At 62.2% G+C, this 16,073-nt stretch carries 18 protein-coding genes; 10 read left to right on the plus strand and 8 right to left on the minus strand.

The features are described from left to right. The first annotated feature begins 36 nt into the window (after nucleotides 1-36). Both K675_RS0102180 and K675_RS0102185 read left to right on the plus strand, forming a co-directional pair. Nucleotides 37-330 carry a hypothetical protein gene (locus K675_RS0102180; RefSeq protein WP_017901870.1) on the plus strand — a complete coding sequence of 98 codons (294 nt, stop codon included), beginning with the start codon at nucleotides 37-39 and terminating at the stop codon, nucleotides 328-330. Nucleotides 331-438: 108 nt separating this feature from the next. Then, nucleotides 439-1,407, plus strand: a complete 969-nt coding sequence (locus K675_RS0102185) for a L,D-transpeptidase family protein (protein WP_017901871.1) — start codon at nucleotides 439-441, stop codon at nucleotides 1,405-1,407. A 126-nt stretch (nucleotides 1,408-1,533) separates the two neighbouring features. Here K675_RS0102185 and oprI read toward each other — a convergent pair whose 3' ends face one another. Beyond that, a complete protein-coding gene (oprI, locus tag K675_RS32010) occupies nucleotides 1,534-1,785 on the minus strand; it encodes an outer membrane lipoprotei OprI (protein ID WP_011335311.1) in 252 nt (83 codons plus the stop codon). Between the two features lie 641 nt (nucleotides 1,786-2,426). Here oprI and K675_RS0102195 point away from each other — a divergent pair. Continuing rightward, nucleotides 2,427-2,708, plus strand: coding sequence for a GNAT family N-acetyltransferase (locus K675_RS0102195; RefSeq protein ID WP_017901873.1), 282 nt, complete (start codon nucleotides 2,427-2,429; stop codon nucleotides 2,706-2,708). A gap of 69 nt (nucleotides 2,709-2,777) precedes the next feature. On the opposite strand, the gene K675_RS0102200 is transcribed toward K675_RS0102195, so the two are convergent. Continuing rightward, nucleotides 2,778-3,854 (minus strand): 3-deoxy-7-phosphoheptulonate synthase, encoded by a 1,077-nt coding sequence (locus tag K675_RS0102200; protein WP_017901874.1) that lies wholly within the window; start codon nucleotides 3,852-3,854, stop codon nucleotides 2,778-2,780. A 125-nt stretch (nucleotides 3,855-3,979) separates the two neighbouring features. After that, nucleotides 3,980-4,426, minus strand: coding sequence for a PilZ domain-containing protein (locus tag K675_RS0102205; protein ID WP_026144850.1), 447 nt, complete (start codon nucleotides 4,424-4,426; stop codon nucleotides 3,980-3,982). Between K675_RS0102205 and K675_RS0102210 the strand changes: the two genes are divergently transcribed. The 5 genes from K675_RS0102210 to cysB all read left to right on the plus strand — a co-directional run bounded on the left by K675_RS0102210 (nucleotide 4,425) and on the right by cysB (nucleotide 8,364). Then, the gene (locus K675_RS0102210; RefSeq protein ID WP_037006216.1) at nucleotides 4,425-4,811 is read left to right on the plus strand and encodes a thioredoxin family protein; all 387 of its coding nucleotides are present in this window, start codon (nucleotides 4,425-4,427) and stop codon (nucleotides 4,809-4,811) included. The genes K675_RS0102205 and K675_RS0102210 overlap by 2 nt on opposite strands. After that, a complete protein-coding gene (locus tag K675_RS0102215) occupies nucleotides 4,808-5,767 on the plus strand; it encodes a putative 2-dehydropantoate 2-reductase (protein ID WP_017901877.1) in 960 nt (319 codons plus the stop codon). The genes K675_RS0102210 and K675_RS0102215 overlap by 4 nt, the downstream gene beginning before the upstream one ends. 18 nt (nucleotides 5,768-5,785) lie before the next feature. Continuing rightward, nucleotides 5,786-6,697: a 5'-nucleotidase gene (locus K675_RS0102220; RefSeq protein WP_017901878.1), complete on the plus strand. Its 912-nt coding sequence runs from the start codon at nucleotides 5,786-5,788 to the stop codon at nucleotides 6,695-6,697. A gap of 81 nt (nucleotides 6,698-6,778) precedes the next feature. Next, entirely contained in the window at nucleotides 6,779-7,279 is a 501-nt protein-coding gene (locus K675_RS0102225) for a universal stress protein (RefSeq protein ID WP_017901879.1), read from the plus strand. A 110-nt stretch (nucleotides 7,280-7,389) separates the two neighbouring features. Then, a complete protein-coding gene (cysB, locus tag K675_RS0102230; protein ID WP_017901880.1) occupies nucleotides 7,390-8,364 on the plus strand; it encodes an HTH-type transcriptional regulator CysB in 975 nt (324 codons plus the stop codon). Nucleotides 8,365-8,436: 72 nt separating this feature from the next. Here cysB and K675_RS0102235 read toward each other — a convergent pair whose 3' ends face one another. From K675_RS0102235 to K675_RS0102255, 5 genes are all read right to left on the minus strand, one after another. Beyond that, nucleotides 8,437-9,171 (minus strand): phosphoadenylyl-sulfate reductase, encoded by a 735-nt coding sequence (locus K675_RS0102235; protein WP_017901881.1) that lies wholly within the window; start codon nucleotides 9,169-9,171, stop codon nucleotides 8,437-8,439. Between the two features lie 239 nt (nucleotides 9,172-9,410). Beyond that, entirely contained in the window at nucleotides 9,411-10,754 is a 1,344-nt protein-coding gene (pabB, locus tag K675_RS0102240; RefSeq protein ID WP_017901882.1) for an aminodeoxychorismate synthase component I, read from the minus strand. A gap of 233 nt (nucleotides 10,755-10,987) precedes the next feature. Beyond that, nucleotides 10,988-11,974, minus strand: a complete 987-nt coding sequence (locus tag K675_RS0102245) for an alpha-L-glutamate ligase-like protein (RefSeq protein ID WP_017901883.1) — start codon at nucleotides 11,972-11,974, stop codon at nucleotides 10,988-10,990. Then, complete coding sequence (locus K675_RS0102250) at nucleotides 11,974-13,506, minus strand: inactive transglutaminase family protein (protein ID WP_017901884.1); 1,533 nt, start codon at nucleotides 13,504-13,506, stop codon at nucleotides 11,974-11,976. The genes K675_RS0102245 and K675_RS0102250 overlap by 1 nt, the downstream gene beginning before the upstream one ends. Before the next feature lie 5 nt (nucleotides 13,507-13,511). Further along, entirely contained in the window at nucleotides 13,512-14,051 is a 540-nt protein-coding gene (locus K675_RS0102255; RefSeq protein ID WP_026144852.1) for an ATP-dependent zinc protease family protein, read from the minus strand. Nucleotides 14,052-14,320: 269 nt separating this feature from the next. Here K675_RS0102255 and K675_RS0102260 point away from each other — a divergent pair, with 269 nt between their 5' ends. Continuing rightward, entirely contained in the window at nucleotides 14,321-15,043 is a 723-nt protein-coding gene (locus tag K675_RS0102260) for a GntR family transcriptional regulator (RefSeq protein ID WP_017901886.1), read from the plus strand. Beyond that, a complete protein-coding gene (gene prpB, locus K675_RS0102265; RefSeq protein ID WP_017901887.1) occupies nucleotides 15,040-15,939 on the plus strand; it encodes a methylisocitrate lyase in 900 nt (299 codons plus the stop codon). The genes K675_RS0102260 and prpB overlap by 4 nt, the downstream gene beginning before the upstream one ends. Nucleotides 15,940-16,073 lie beyond the last annotated feature (134 nt).

Consider the following 16,073-nt stretch of genomic DNA (forward strand, 5'->3'; position numbering starts at 1 on the left):
TTCGGCTAAGGTGGCGCCCCCTGTCAGGAGCCCCCGATGCAGCGTCCCGCCTGGTCCCTATTTGCCTACCAACTGATCGAGCCCGACGAGCAGTTGGATCTGTTCGCCTGCCAGGAAGTGCGGGTGCATCTGGTCGCGCGTCAGTTGGAGTTGGGCGGCTCCGCCGATCGCACGCTCTGCGGCAGCCTGCTGCCGGCACAGCCGCGCTGGTCGGGGGTGGACAAGTCGATTTTCCGCGACCAGCGCCTGTGCCCGTTCTGTCGGGCGATTCTCGAGTCCCAGAAACGCGGCACGCCACCGATCTGGCCGGAATTGCGTTTCGAACTGTAAAACCTGCCTGTCTGCCGGCTGAAGTGTCGCCAATGTCCTGCCGGGCGGCTGGCGGCAGGTGTACAATCGCACTTTATTTCTCCGTTGATCATGCGAAGGATTTCCCGGATGTTGTCGCGCTTTCCTGCCGTCACCCGTTGCCTGTCCATTGCCGCCCTGTGTGCGGCGGGTCCCGTTTCCGCGCTGGAATTGCCATTGCCGCCGCCGGGCGAGGATATCGTCGGCCAGGTCCAGGTGATCAAGGCCAAGTATGAAGATACCTTTGCCGACCTCGGTACCACCTACGACCTGGGCTACTCGGAGATGGTCGCGGCCAACCCGGGGGTCGATGCCTGGTTGCCGGGCGCGGGCACCGATATCGTCCTGCCGACCCGCTTCATTCTGCCGCCAGGGCCCCGCGAAGGCATCGTGATCAACCTGGCCGAATATCGCCTGTACTACTTCCCCAAGGGCCGCAACGTGGTCTACACCTTCCCCCTGGGTATCGGGCGTGAAGGCTGGGGCTCGCCGATCGCTCACACCACCATCATCGCCAAGACGCCGAACCCGACCTGGACGCCGCCGGCCTCGATCAAGGCCGAGCATGCCGCCAACGGCGATCCGCTGCCCAACGTGGTGCCGGCCGGCCCGGACAACCCGCTGGGCCCGTTCAAGTTCACCCTCGGCACGCCGGGCTACCTGATCCACGGTTCGAACATGAAGTTCGGTATCGGCACCCGTACCAGCCATGGCTGCTTCCGCATGTTCAACAACAACGTGCTGGAGATGGCCGACATGGTGCCGGTCGGCACCTCGGTGCGGATCATCAACGAGGCCTACAAGTTCGGCATCAGTGGCGGCAAGGTCTACCTGGAGGCGCACACGCCACTGGACGACAACGGCAACCCGTCGGTGGTCGACAAGCACACCGCGGTGATCAACGCCCTGCTCAAGCGTGATGACCTGGCGAAGAATCTGCGGGTGAACTGGGACGAGGTGCGCGACGTGGTCGCGGCCGAGGATGGCCTGCCGACCGAGATTGCCGTGCCGGGGGCGGCACCGGTGGTATCGAGCGCGCCGATCGATCTGCAGCAGTAACGGCTCCGAACGACCCGCCTGGGGCCTTGTGCGCCAGGCGGGTTTTTCATGCCCGTGGACAAAACCGGCAGGCATTAAAAAGCCGATCCAATGATGGATCGGCTTGATAACAGCCCCGAGGGACTATTACTTGCGGCTTGCTTTTTCCAGCATGCGCAGAGCGCGCTCGTTAGCTTCATCAGCAGTCTGTTGTGCTTTTTGAGCAGCAGCCAGAGCTTCATCAGCTTTGCGGTAGGCTTCGTCAGCACGAGCCTGAGCACGAGCAGCTGCGTCTTCGGTAGCAGTCAGACGAGCTTCGGTTTCTTTCGATGCGCTGCTGCAACCGGTAGCCAGAACAGCGGCCAGGGCCAGAGCCGAGAATTTCAGAACGTTGTTCATCGTGTTCCCCTTCAAGGACTTTCTATTAATGACCATAACCCCAGAGTGAGGAAATAGCCGGCGTACATACTACCCATTACTTGTAGTAAGTAAACTGACGTAACGCAAGAAGCAAAAAAAATTCTTGGTACAGAATGTTTTTCAGCTAACTTTGCCTGGTGCTGTATAAAAAATATACAGTTGTAAAGCCCGTTCCGAGCGCTTTATGCGATCTTCTGCCGACCTGTCAGGTAACGGGTGGCAAGTGTCCGGTGTATCCAGGCTCCGTTCTGACCACAACGGGCAACTCTTGTTCCCTACCGTCCACGGGGCGGGGAGTATCTTTTGCCAATTGAAAAGTGACTTTAACCCGGACTGTACGTCACACAACATGACATTCCGGCAATTTTCAGCCCGTGTTCAGCTTTTCACCCGCAAGGGAATGTTTGCCCGCGCTATGATCCGAACGGCGCCGGGCGACGTGACGAGCGTGTCTTGAGCATTTTTGCCAAGGGTGCCTACTATTTGATACGTGCTCGTTTTTTCAGGGAGCGGTCGGCTTTTCTCGTTGTCCAAACAGGCACGGGGGTGGCGTAGAGGTTCCTTCGCCGGAAAAACATCGGTAAGGTAGGGTCGAACACCAAGACCCGCGAGGAGTAGTGATGAGCGAGGCGTTGTCCATCCACCATGACCAGGCTGGTCATCAGTTCGAGACCAATGTGGACGGTCATCGTGCCTACCTGACCTATATGGACCTGGGTAAGCAGACCCTGGATATCTACCGCACCTTCGTGCCCAACGCGTTGCGTGGTCGAGGCATTGCGGCGGCGCTGACCGAGCAGGCGCTGGAGTACGCCGAGCGCATGGGGTACACCGTCATCCCTTCCTGCTCCTATGTGGAGCGCTACATGGAACGGCATCAGCGGCACGCCGCGAAGAGCTGATCCTATCGAACAGACATGAAAACGCCGGGCATTGCCCGGCGTTTTTGTTTCTGCGCAATCGCTGCGCGATCAGCCGCGGCCACGCTTGGGCAGCACGTCCTTGAGCTTGGCGTGCATGCTGCGCAAGGTTTTCTCGGTGCTGTCCCAGTCGATGCAGGCGTCGGTAATCGAGACACCGTACTGCAGGTCGGCGAGGTCTTTCGGAATGGCCTGGCAGCCCCAGTTCAGGTGGCTCTCGACCATCAGGCCGATGATCGACTGGTTGCCTTCGAGGATCTGGTTGGCGACGTTCTCCATCACCAGTGGTTGCAGGGCCGGGTCCTTGTTGGAGTTGGCGTGGCTGCAATCGACCATGATGTTGTTCTGGATCCCGGCCTTGGTCAGCGCCTGCTCGCAGAGCGCGACGCTCACCGAGTCATAGTTGGGCTTGCCGTTGCCGCCGCGCAGCACCACGTGACCGTAGGCGTTGCCCTTGGTGGTGACGATCGAGACGCCGCCTTCCTGATTGATGCCGAGGAAGCGGTGCGGCTTGGAGACCGACTGCAGGGCGTTGATCGCCACGGTCAGGCCACCATCGGTACCGTTCTTGAAGCCGACCGCCGAGGACAGGCCGGACGCCATTTCCCGGTGGGTCTGGGATTCGGTGGTGCGGGCGCCGATGGCCGACCAGCTGATCAGGTCCTGCAGGTACTGCGGCGAGATCGGGTCGAGAGCTTCGGTGGCGGTGGGCAGGCCCATTTCCGCCAGGTCCAGCAGCAGTTGGCGACCGATGTGCAGGCCGTCCTGGATCTTGAACGAGTCATCCAGGTACGGGTCGTTGATCAGGCCTTTCCAGCCGACCGTGGTCCGCGGCTTCTCGAAGTACACGCGCATCACCAGGTACAGGCTGTCGGAGACTTCGGCGGCGAGCACCTTGAGGCGCTCGGCATACTCATGGGCAGCCTTGATGTCGTGGATCGAGCAGGGCCCGATGACGACGAACAGGCGATGGTCCTTGCCATCGAGGATGTTGCGAATCACCTCGCGGCCCCGGGTCACGGTGCGCAGGGCAGCCTCGCTCAGGGGAATGTCACGCTTGAGCTGATCAGGCGTGATCAGCGTCTCGTTGGAGGCGACGTTAAGGTCGTTGATCGGTAAATCAGCCATCGTGTTACTCGTCAGGTCACGGGTGCCGTCGCCAGCCCCGCGCGGCGGAGCACAGCGATATGAGCGTGTCGGGGAGCCGAACCTTAGCGCGTTAGGCCGTGACCGGGCAATGGGCAAAGGCCGGATTAATCCAGCAGGGCCCGGGTAAAGGGTTGTCCGAGACTGGCGTGGGAGAAATCGCCGGCATTTCGCTGTACCCATTCGCGGGCAATGGCCTCGATGCTCTGCGGCCCGGCGTCCAGTTGCTGACGGGTGCGCCGGTAGCGTTCGATCTGGCAGATCTGCTCGCCCATGCGTGCGCCGAACAGGGTCTGTTCGTCGACGAAGGCGATACCCACCAGAAATACATGCTTGCGTTTCAGGCACCAGGCCACGTAGCCGGAGTAACATGCACTGTCGCCCAGGCTCGGGATGCGCATTTCCAGGGCCGAGCCCTGTCGCCAGGCCCGCGGCGAGTGACAGGCGATGCCGCCGAGGCTGAGGTTGCGCAGGCGATGTCGCGCGATGCACGAGTGTTCGAGCAAGGTCAGTTTCACTGGAACGTCTACGGGATGAGGTAGAAAGCGCACCATGACAAACGACTCCGTGTGCCGGTCTCCGGAAAAACCTTTCCCCAGTATAGTGAAGGGGGTCGAGTTGTCCGATTTCGATGCGGACCGCCAACTGCTCGACCTCCCGGGTGTTTCGTTGCTGGTTTTCACCAGCCCCGGGTGCGCGTCCTGCCGTTTTGCCCGGCAGGCGCTGCCGGCTCTGGAGTTGCCGGTCGACCGCCTGTGCTGGATCGATGCCGGTGACAATGGTGGGCTGGTCCAGCGCTACGAGGTCTTTCACCTGCCGGCGCTGTTCGTGGTCAGGGACGGTGAGTTCCAGGGCGCCTTGCGGGCCCCACTGGCCCGGCGCGAACTCGTCGAAGCCCTGCATCAGGCCCTGGCACGTATTCCCGAGGAGTTGCCATGAAAGTTTCAACCATCAGGCCGCGCGTCGGCATTATCGGTACCGGTGCGATCGGCGGGTTCTACGGGGTGATGCTGGCGCGTGCCGGTTTCGATGTGCATTTTCTACTGCGCGGCGAGTTTTCCGCCGTGGCCGACAACGGGCTGCGGATCGACAGTGCCGTCCACGGTCAACTGCATCTGAACCCGGTGCAGGCCTATGCCTCGGCCGACGACCTGCCGCCCTGCGACTGGCTGCTGGTGGGCGCCAAGGCCACCGCCAACGCCGAGCTCGCCCCGCTGATCGCCAGGGTCGCGGCGCCCGGCGCCCGAGTGCTGTTGTTGCAGAATGGCCTGGGTGTCGAGGAACAGTTGCGTCCGTTGCTGCCCGACTCCCTGCACCTGCTCGGCGGGCTGTGTTTCATCTGCGTGCATCGCGCCGGCCCCGGGGCGGTGGTGCATCAGGCGCTGGGCTCGGTGAACCTCGGTTATCACAGTGGCCCGCTGTTCGATGACGACTGTGCCCGCCAGGCGTTGGTCGAGGAGGGGGCCGCGCTGTTCCGCCAGGCCGGTATCGAATCCCAGGCCATGGCCGATCTGGAGCAGGCTCGCTGGCAGAAACTGGTGTGGAACGTGCCCTACAACGGCCTTTCGGTGCTGCTGCGGGCCAGCACCACGCCGCTGATGAGCGACACCCGCAGCCGCGAGCTGGTCCAGGCGCTGATGGCCGAGGTGGTGCTGGGCGCGCGGGCGTGTGGACACCTGTTGCCGGCCGGCTATGCCGAACATCTGTTCAAGCTCACGGAAAGGATGCCGGACTACTGGCCGAGCATGTATCACGACTTTATCCACAGGCGGGCACTGGAACTGGAGGCGATCTACGCCCGTCCCCTGGCCGCCGCCCTCGAGGCCGGCTGCGAGTTGCCGAAGATCCGCGCCTTGTACCAGGCCTTGGGTTTCATCGACGGGCACAATCGCTGAGAGCATTGGGAGAACATCATGGCAAACAGCCTTGGCGGCAAGCTGGTACTGGCGATTTCCTCGCGGGCGCTGTTCGACCTGAGTGAAAGCCATCAGGTCTATCTGACCCAGGGCGTCGAGGCCTATCGCAAGTATCAGATCGAACACGAGGAGGAGATCCTCGAACCGGGTGAGGCTTTCCCGCTGGTGCAGAAGCTCTTGAGCCTCAATGCCAGCCTGGGGCGTTCCCGGGTCGAGGTGGTGCTGGTGTCGCGCAACAGTGCCGACACCGGCCTGCGGGTGTTCAACTCGATCCAGCATTACGGCCTGGATATTTCCCGAGCGGCGTTTGCCGGCGGACGCACGCCCTATCCTTATCTGGCGGCGTTTGGCTGTCATCTGTTTCTGTCGACGCATCCCGATGATGTGCGCAGCGCGCTGGACGCCGGTTTTGCCGCCGCGACCATCCTGGCTGGTGGCGCGCGGCGCGCGGCCAGTGCCGAATTGCGGATTGCCTTCGATGGCGATGCCGTGTTGTTCTCCGATGAGTCGGAACGGATCTACCAGCTCGGCGGCCTGGCGGCTTTTCAGGCCAACGAGCGCCAGTCGGCCCGCGAGCCGCTGCGCGGTGGGCCGTTCAAGGGCTTCCTGGCGGCGCTCAATCTGTTGCAGCGCGAGTTTGCCGACGAGGCCTGTCCGATTCGTACCGCGCTGGTCACCGCCCGCTCCGCTCCGGCCCACGAGCGGGTGATTCGTACCCTGCGCGAATGGGATATCCGCCTCGACGAGTCGCTGTTCCTCGGTGGCCTGGACAAGTCGGCGTTCCTCGAAGCCTTTGCCGCGGACGTGTTTTTCGACGACCAGACCGGACACTGCGAGAGAGCTCGCGAAGTGGTTGCCACCGGTCATGTTCCCCACGGCATCAGCAACGAGCCACAGGCTACGGATTAGCCCGACCAGCAGGGCGCCGAACTGTCCGGCGCGCTGCTAAGCTCAATCCATCTCCGCCATTCTGGCAATCGAGGAGGTCCCATGATTCGTTCGATGCTGTATGCCACCGACCTCGGCCTGTATGCGCCTTACGTCATGCAGCATGCGCTGGGGCTGGCTCGAACGTTCAAGGCCGACTTGCATGTGGTGCACGCGGTCGAACCCATGGGGCTGTTTGCGGAGTCGGTGTTGCAGAGCTATCTGGACGAGCAGGCATTGAACGAATTGCACAGCCAGGGTCTTAACACCGTGATGGCCAATATCGAGCAGCGGGTATTGGACAGTTTTCGCGAGGAGTTGGGGGAAGGGCAGCAGGACCTGGCGATGATCCATTCGGTCCAGGTCATCCAGGGGGATCCTTCGCAGGTCATTCTCACCCACGCGCAACGACTGGCAGTCGATCTGCTGATTGTCGGAAGTCACAGCCATGGTACCGGCGCGGAGGAGCATCTGGGCCGTACCGCCGCGCGTGTCCTGCAACTGTCGCGGGTGCCGGTGTACCTCGTGCCGTTGTTGCAGCGCCGTCGGCATGACGACAACTGAAGTGAAATTCAGTGAATTGATAAAAAGTTCTAGATTTATTCTTCGAACCTTTCATATAGTTATATATCGCCGCTGCTGCCTGTGGCGTCTACCTGCTTTGAGGGATACATATGAAGCTCCAACAACTGCGCTACATCTGGGAAGTGGCGCACCACGACCTCAACGTTTCCGCGACGGCGCAAAGCCTCTACACCTCACAGCCAGGTATCAGCAAGCAGATCCGCCTGCTCGAAGACGAGCTGGGCGTGGAAGTCTTTGCACGCAGTGGCAAGCACCTGACCCGTGTCACCCCAGCCGGTGAGCGCATCATCAACACCGCTGGCGAGATCCTGCGCAAGGTCGAGAGCATCAAGCAGATCGCCCAGGAATTCTCCAACGAAAAGAAAGGCACCCTGTCGATCGCCACCACTCACACCCAGGCGCGTTATGCCTTGCCGCCGGTGATCAGCAGCTTCATCAAGCAATACCCGGATGTCGCCCTGCACATGCACCAGGGCTCGCCGATGCAGATCGCCGAGATGGCCGCCGACGGCACTGTCGACTTCGCCATCGCCACCGAGGCGCTGGAGCTGTTCGGCGACCTGGTGATGATGCCGTGCTATCGCTGGAACCGTTGCGTGGTGGTACCGCAGGGGCACCCGCTGACCAAGCTGCCGAAGCTGACCCTGGAGACCCTGGCCGAGTACCCGATCGTCACCTACGTCTTCGGTTTCACCGGACGTTCCAAGCTGGACGAGGCCTTCAGCCATCGTGGCCTGACGCCGAAAGTGGTGTTCACCGCCGCCGACGCCGACGTGATCAAGACCTATGTCCGCCTGGGCCTGGGGGTGGGGATCGTGGCGAAGATGGCGGTCGACACGGTGCTCGACAAGGACCTGGTGGTGCTCGATGCCAGTGAGCTGTTCGAATCCAGCATCACCAAGATCGGCTTCCGCCGCGGTACCTTCCTGCGTGGCTTCATGTGCGACTTCATCGAGAAGTTCGCGCCGCACCTGACCCGCGAAGTGATGGCCAAGGCCATCCAGTGCCACAACAAGCAGGAGCTGGAAGAGCTGTTTGACGGTGTCGAACTGCCGGTCCACTGATTCCCGGCCATGAAAAAGCCCCGGCTGGTTCGGGGCTTTTTCATGCTTGCCTGTCTGCTTGGAGCGCGCTGGTCAGCCCTTGCTGATCAGGTTGCCAGCGTGCAGGCCGCACTCTTTCTGCGTGGCTTCCTCCCACCACCAGCGGCCTTCGCGCTCGTGCTGGTTCGGCAGGACCGGACGGGTGCAGGGCTCGCAGCCGATGCTGATGAAGCCGCGCTCATGCAGGCTGTTGTAGGGCAGTTCGAGCATGCGGATGTAGCCCCAGACTTCCTCACTGGTCATTTGCGCCAGCGGGTTGAACTTGTACAGGGTACGTTCCGGGGTCGAAAAGGCGCTGTCGATTTCCAGCACCGCCACCTGGCTGCGAGTGCCGGGGCTCTGGTCGCGCCGCTGGCCGGTGGCCCAGGCGCTGACGCCGGACAGCTTGCGACGCAGCGGTTCGATTTTGCGCACGCCGCAGCATTCGCCATGGCCGTCCTTGTAGAAACTGAACAGGCCCTTTTCCTTGACGAAGGGCTCGAGTCGGGTGTGATCCGGGGAGATCAGCTCGATATCGATCTTGTAGAACTCGCGCACCTGGTCGATGAACCGGTAGGTCTCCGGATGCAGGCGGCCGGTATCGAGGCTGAACACCTTGACGTTCTTGTTCAGCTTCCAGGCCATGTCCACCAGGACCACGTCCTCGGCGCCGCTGAAAGATATCCACAGGTCGTCGCCAAACTGGGAAAAGGCCAGCTTGAGGATGTCCTGGGGGGATTTGGTGGCGTATGTCGCGGCAAGTTCGGCGACGTCGAACGGTTGACTCATCAGGCGGTTCCTACAGTCGTTGGCGCTTTGCGCTCATATAGGCGGCAATAGTAACAAAATACTGCCCGTGGGAGATTCCAGGGTTGTGGGCATGGTGTCTGGTTTCCGCACGGCCTGTGTCTGGCGCGGTCACTGTGGGGCCGGCTTGCGGGCGATAGTATTGTGCCAGGCAAAGAGGCTTCGACGGTTGAATCGCAATCGCCAGCAAGCCGGCTCCCACAAGCTGCGAGTGATGGCAGCTAGAGCGTCTGCAGGGTATCGAGCAGCACCTTTACCTTGGTAATCGACTCCTGGTATTCGGCCTGCCAGTCGGAATCGGCGACAATCCCGCCGCCGCCCCAGCAACTGACCTGGCCGTCCTTGACCAGCAGGCTGCGGATGGCGATCGAGCTGTCCATCTCGCCGCGCACGTCCAGATACAGCAGAGAACCGCAGTACAAGGTACGGCGCGTCGGTTCGAGTTCGTCGATGATCTGCATGGCGCGGATCTTCGGCGCGCCGGTGATCGAGCCGCCCGGGAAGCTGCCGGCGATCAGGTCGAGGGCGTCGCGACCGTCGGCCAGTTCCCCGGTCACGCTGCTGACCAGGTGATGCACGTTCGGGTAGCTCTCCAGGCTGAACAGCTCCGGCACCCGCACGCTGCCGATCCTGCAGGTGCGACCGAGATCGTTGCGCAGCAGGTCGACGATCATCAGATTTTCCGCACGGTCCTTGCTGCTGCTCAGCAGTTGCGCGGCATTGGCCGCATCTTCGGCGGCGTCCCGGCCCCGTGGTAGGGTACCCTTGATCGGCCGGGTCTCCACCTGGCCGGCGCTGACCCGGATGAACCGCTCTGGCGACAGGCTCAGCACCGCGCCGTTGTCCGGCAGGCTCTGGAAACCGGAGAACGGTGTCGGGCAGGCGGCCCGCAAGGCCAGGTAGGCGATCCACGGGTCGCCCTGGCAACTCGCGCGAAAACGCTGGGCGAAGTTGACCTGATAGCAATCACCGGCCTGGATGTACTGTTGGATGCGCTCGAAGGCCTGGCGGTACGACTCGGCGTCCAGGTCGGCGGCCATCGGTGTGTCGAGTCGGAAACTGCCGGTTTCAGGAGCTGGCTCCTGGCTGAACAGTTGGACCAGGCGCTCACGTTCGGCCTGCTCGACCGTCGGATGGAATACCAGTTGGCTGGTAGCCTGCTGGTGGTCGTTGACCAGTGCCCAGGCGTACAGGCCGAAGCGCGCATCGGGTAGCTGCAGATCGTCCCGGGCCTGGTTGGGCAGGGCTTCCAGATGGCGACCGAAATCGTAGCTCAGGTAACCGATCAGGCCACCGGCGAATGGCAGTTCGACCGCCGCGGGCAATTCGGCCCGGCCCAGGCGCGCCAGGGTGCCACGCAGGCGCACGAGGAAATCTTCGCCCGCCTCGTTCGGCAGGACGGTCAGTTGCTCCAGTGGCCAGGCGCTGAGCAGATCGTAGCGCCCACGTTCAGCCAGCGGCCGACCGCTGTCGAGCAACACCGCGCCGGGGGCGTGACGAATGGTCGCGAAATAGGCAGCGGGATCGGGGCGGTAGGGCAGCGGGTGTACGGAGCAGGTCGACATGCGGGGTGGATCAGCCTTGGGCGCAGGGGAGGGCGATTGTAGTCTCCTGTAGGAAATGCTCCTAGAGGGGTGTCGGTACTGGCTATATCCATGGCCTGGAGTTCAGGCAGACACCGCAAACCGTGGGAGCCGGATTTATCCGCGAAGAACGATAACGCGGTAATCCTGTACCGCCGCGTCGTCTGGTTCGCGGATAAATCCGGCTCCCACAGGTGGGTTGGTTCCCTCCGTTTTCAGGCATTCCGTGGAGCTACATGGCCGAACAGGCCTTGGACGAAACGCACCCGCTCCTCCGCGGTTTCGCCGAGGCCGGCCGCTGCCAGCTCTTCCAGGTGCGCTTCCACCGCCTGGGCCCGGGTGGTCAGGCCGCAGTCGTTGGCGATCTGGATGTTCAGCCCGGGACGGGCGTTGAGCTCGAGAATCAGCGGGCCCTTGTCCTGGTCCAGCACCATGTCCACGCCGATGTATCCCAGGCCGCACAATTCGTAGCAGCCGGCGGCCAGCTTCATGAAACCGTCCCAGTTCGGCAGTTGCACGCCGTCCACCGCGTTGGTGGTGTCGGGATGCTTGCGGATGATGTTGTTCAGCCAGGTACCGCGTAGGGTCAGACCGGTCGCCAGGTCGACACCGACGCCGATGGCGCCCTGGTGCAGGTTGGCCTTGCCGTTGGACTGGCGGGTCGGCAGGCGCAGCATGGCCATGACCGGGTAGCCCATCAGCACGATGATGCGGATGTCCGGCACGCCCTCGTAGCTGATGCTCCTGAAGATCTGGTCGGGGGTCACCCGGTATTCGATCAGCGCGCGGTCGCGATGGCCACCCAGGGAATAGAGCCCGGTGAGGATGCTGGACACCTGGTGCTCGATTTCCTCATGGCTGATGATCCGTCCGGAAACGGTCCGGTAGCGCCCTTCGAAACGGTCGGCGATCACCAGGATGCCGTCGCCACCGGCGCCCTGGGCCGGCTTGATGACGAAGTCGCTGCGCCCGCCGATGATTTCGTCGAGCTTGTCGATGTCCTTTTCGGTGGAGATCACGCCATACATTTCCGGCACGTGGATGCCGGCGGCGATTGCCCGTTCCTTGGTGATGATCTTGTCATCGACGATCGGGTACAGGCTGCGCTTGTTGTACTTGAGCACATAGTCGGCGTTACGCCGGTTGATGCCCATGATGCCCTTGGCCTCCAGGGCCTTCCAGGTTTTCCACAGGCCGAACATCAGGCGTCTTCCTTGAGAAAGGCCTTGAAACGCACCAGTTCGGTCAGGCGGTAGCCGCGATAGCGTCCCATGGCCAGCATGAAGCCGACCAGGATCAGCAGGATCGCCGGGAAGGTGAAGACGAAGTACACCAGTTCCGGCACGCTCATGATCAGGTGCGCCAGCGAGGCGGCGAACAGGGTGCCGATCGCGACTTTCATCGCATGGCCGCCGCCGCGTTCCTCCCAGGTGATGGACAGGCGCTCGATGGTCATGGTCAGGATCACCATCGGGAACAACGCGACCGAGAGGCCGCGCTCCAGACCGAGCTTGTGGCTGAACAGGCTGATGGCGGCGATCAGCACCACGACGAAGGTCAGTACCACCGACAGTCGCGGCAGCATCTGCAGCTTCAGGTGTTCCAGGTAGGAGCGTAGCGACAGGCCGAGCGCGGTGATGATGGTGAACAGGACGATGCCGAAGCCCAACTGCGTTTCGCGGAACGCCAGGGCGATCAGCACCGGGGTGAAGGTACCCAGGGTCTGCAGGCCGATCAGGTTGCGCAGGATCAGGATCACCAGCACGCCGATCGGGATCATCACCATGATCATGAAGGTCTGCTGGGTCTGCAGCGGCAGGCCGTAGAGCGAGTACTCGAGGAAGTTGGCGTCGGAGTTCTCGTCGGTCAGCTTGGCCAGGCGGATGGCGTTCATTTCGCTGTTGTTCAGGCTGAAGTTGACGCTGGCCTTCTTGCCGCCCTCGACGGTGATCAGGTTGTCGTCGCCGGTCCACCAGACCAGGCGGTCTTCCGGCAGACCCTGCTCGCCGGTGTCCGGGTTGAAGTACAGCCAGTCGTTGCCGTTGAAGCTGCGCAGCCAGAGTTCCGGGGTCTGCGGCTGGTCGGCCACCAGGCGGATGGTGTGGACCTTCTCCAGCGGCACGTGAGCGATGGACAGCAGCAGTTCGATGATCTGCGCCTTGTGCGGGGTCGATGGATCGCCGGCCAGCAACAGCTTGACGTTATCGTCATTGAGGTTGTTGACGCGCTTGATGGTTTCGCTGATGAAGGTCTCGACATCGGCCGAGTGCTGGCGGATCGGCGCCATCAGCGCTTCGGCGGCGACTTTCTCCGGACCTTCGATGGCCATGCTGTCACGGAAGGTCGGGCCCTTCACCTTGGGTTTTTCACCGGTGTAGCGCTTGGTCAGCACCAGGCGGTAGTACAGCGTCTGCTTGCCGCTGACCCGGCGGGCCGACCAGGTGACCTTGCGGTTGCCATCGGTACGGTTGACGCTGACCCCATAGTTGTTGGAGATGAAACTCTCGTTGAGGCTCACGTAGTCGCGGCTCAGGGGCGGCACGAACATCTGGATCTTCACCGGGTCCTTGCTGGCGGCGACGAACTCGACCTTGGCGTCGATGTTCCACAGGTCGTCGGTGGCATCTTCGGTGACCGGTATCCCCAGCACGAAAATCTGATAGGCCGTGACCGAGATACCCAGCACCACCAGGATGGCGATCAGGACTTTCAGATGGAGGGTAAGAGAACGCATGCGAATTACTCGGCGGTGAGAGCGTCGGCGGTGCAGGCGGGTTTGCCGGCAGCGTATTTAAGGCTGGGGTCTACCAGCGCATCGAAGCGCTTGAGCGCCTCGGAGCCAATCAGAAGCGGGTATTGGAAAGCGCTTCGGTCGGTCAAGTTCACTTCAATGGTGCGTAAGGCCGTACCCATGCAGACATTCAGGGTGATCACCGGGCGGGCAGTATAGGCCTTGTCCTCGTCCGGGTCGTAGTCGCCGGAGCGGCGCTTGATCTTGCTGACCCGGGCCAGCGGCTGTTCGATGGGGTGCGAGTGGGCGGTGTCGATGGCCAGGTAGAAGCGTACCCAGCTTTCACCGTTGCGTTTGAAACGTTTTATGTCACGGGCGCTGAGGGAGGCGGTCTTGGCACCGGTATCGAGTTTGGCCGCGACTTCGAGGTCGATGCCGGCCAGGGTCGCGTACTCGTTCAGCCCGTACACGGTCTTTTCGGCCGCGCTGCCGAGGCCCGGCAGGCAGAGAAGGAACAAAAGCAGTAGAGGGAAGGGCTTGAGTCTCATAAGTCCTGGCGCGTATTCAAGGTGACTGGCAATACCGCGCAAGCTTCCTCGTGCGTCTGTCAGATGAAGATGACAGGCATGGCATCGTCAGATGCGCGCGGCATTCTAACATGCTGGTTTTATGGCGCCAGCGCCGGGGTGGCTGTCGCTGTCATGATCCGGCGTTTTTCAGTGTTCTTAGACTATTGTCGACAATATCCATTAATTCTTTGACTGTCATAGCCTTATTGGCTAGTTTTACTGTCATTGATTTTTAAGGTGTCGACAATATGCTGGAAAATCTGGAGCCGCTGGTGACTCCTCAGGAAGATTCGGAAACCCTGTCCGAAAACGTCTTCCGGCGTATCCAGGCCGCTATCGTCAAGGGCGAGATCGCACCCGGCAGCAAAATCTCCGAGCCGGAGCTGGCGCGCACCTACGGCATCAGCCGTGGCCCGCTGCGCGAGGCCATCCATCGCCTGGAAGGGCAGCGCCTGTTGGTCCGGGTACCCCATGTCGGGGCGCGGGTGGTTTCGCTCAGCCATGCCGAGCTGATCGAACTTTACGAAATCCGCGAGTCCCTCGAAGGCATGGCCTGCCGCCTCGCCGCCGAGCGCATGACCAGTGAGGAGATCGAAGAACTGCGTCAGGTGTTGCACACCCACGAGCGTGACGCAGCGTTCCAGGCGGGTGTCGGCTACTACCAGCAGGAAGGCGACTTCGACTTCCACTACCGGATCATCCAGGGCGCCGGCAACCGCACCCTGACCCAGATGCTCTGCGGCGAGCTCTATCAGCTCGTGCGCATGTATCGCATCCAGTTTTCCGCGACACCCAACCGGCCACGCCAGGCCTTCGCCGAGCACCACCGGATTCTCGATGCGATCGCCGATCGCGACGGCGAACTGGCCGAACTGTTGATGCGCCGTCACATCGGCGCGTCGAAACGCAATATTGCGCGTCACTACCAGGACGGCGCGAAACCGACAGCCACTCCACGAGGTGAGTCATGAGTCAGGGTTCCAACAAAAACACGCCCGGTCAGCGTTTCCGCGAGGCGGTCGCCAGCGAACATCCGCTGCAGGTGGTCGGGGCGATCAACGCCAACCACGCGCTGCTGGCCAAGCGTGCCGGCTTCAAGGCGATCTACCTGTCCGGCGGCGGCGTTGCGGCCGGTTCCCTCGGCCTGCCGGATCTGGGCATCACCGGCCTGGATGATGTGCTGACTGATGTGCGGCGCATCACCGATGTCTGCGACCTGCCGCTTTTGGTGGATGTCGACACCGGTTTCGGCTCTTCGGCCTTTAACGTCGCCCGTACCGTGCGCTCGATGAGCAAGTTCGGCGCGGCGGCGATCCATATCGAGGACCAGGTCGGCGCCAAGCGCTGCGGCCACCGGCCGAACAAGGAAATCGTCTCCCAGCAGGAGATGGTCGATCGCATCAAGGCGGCCGTCGATGCCCGTACCGATGACAGCTTCGTGATCATGGCGCGCACCGATGCACTGGCGGTGGAAGGGCTGGAGTCGGCGCTGGACCGCGCGGCTGCGTGCATCGAGGCCGGTGCCGACATGATTTTCCCGGAAGCCATCACCGAACTGGACATGTACAAGCTGTTCGCCAACCGTGTGAAGGCGCCGATCCTGGCCAACATCACCGAGTTCGGCGCGACGCCGCTGTACACCACCGAGCAACTGGCATCCGCCGACGTGTCGCTGGTGCTCTATCCGCTGTCGGCGTTCCGCGCCATGAACAAGGCGGCGGAAAACGTCTACACCGCGATTCGTCGTGACGGCACCCAGCAGAACGTGATCGACACCATGCAGACGCGCATGGAGCTTTACGATCGCATCGACTACCACGCCTTCGAGCAGAAGCTCGATGCGCTGTTCGCCCAGAAGAAGGTCTGAAGCCAGACCCCTGCTTGTGGGAGCCGGCTTGCTGGCGATCCAGGCGACGCGGTGGATCATGGCAATCGCGTCGATATCATCGCCAGCAAGCCGGCTCCTACAAAAAAAACGAATTGCCGAGTCCCCGACAACCT

It is taken from the genome of Pseudomonas fuscovaginae SE-1 (assembly GCF_000364705.1).
In the GTDB taxonomy this organism is placed as follows: domain Bacteria; phylum Pseudomonadota; class Gammaproteobacteria; order Pseudomonadales; family Pseudomonadaceae; genus Aquipseudomonas; species Aquipseudomonas fuscovaginae_A.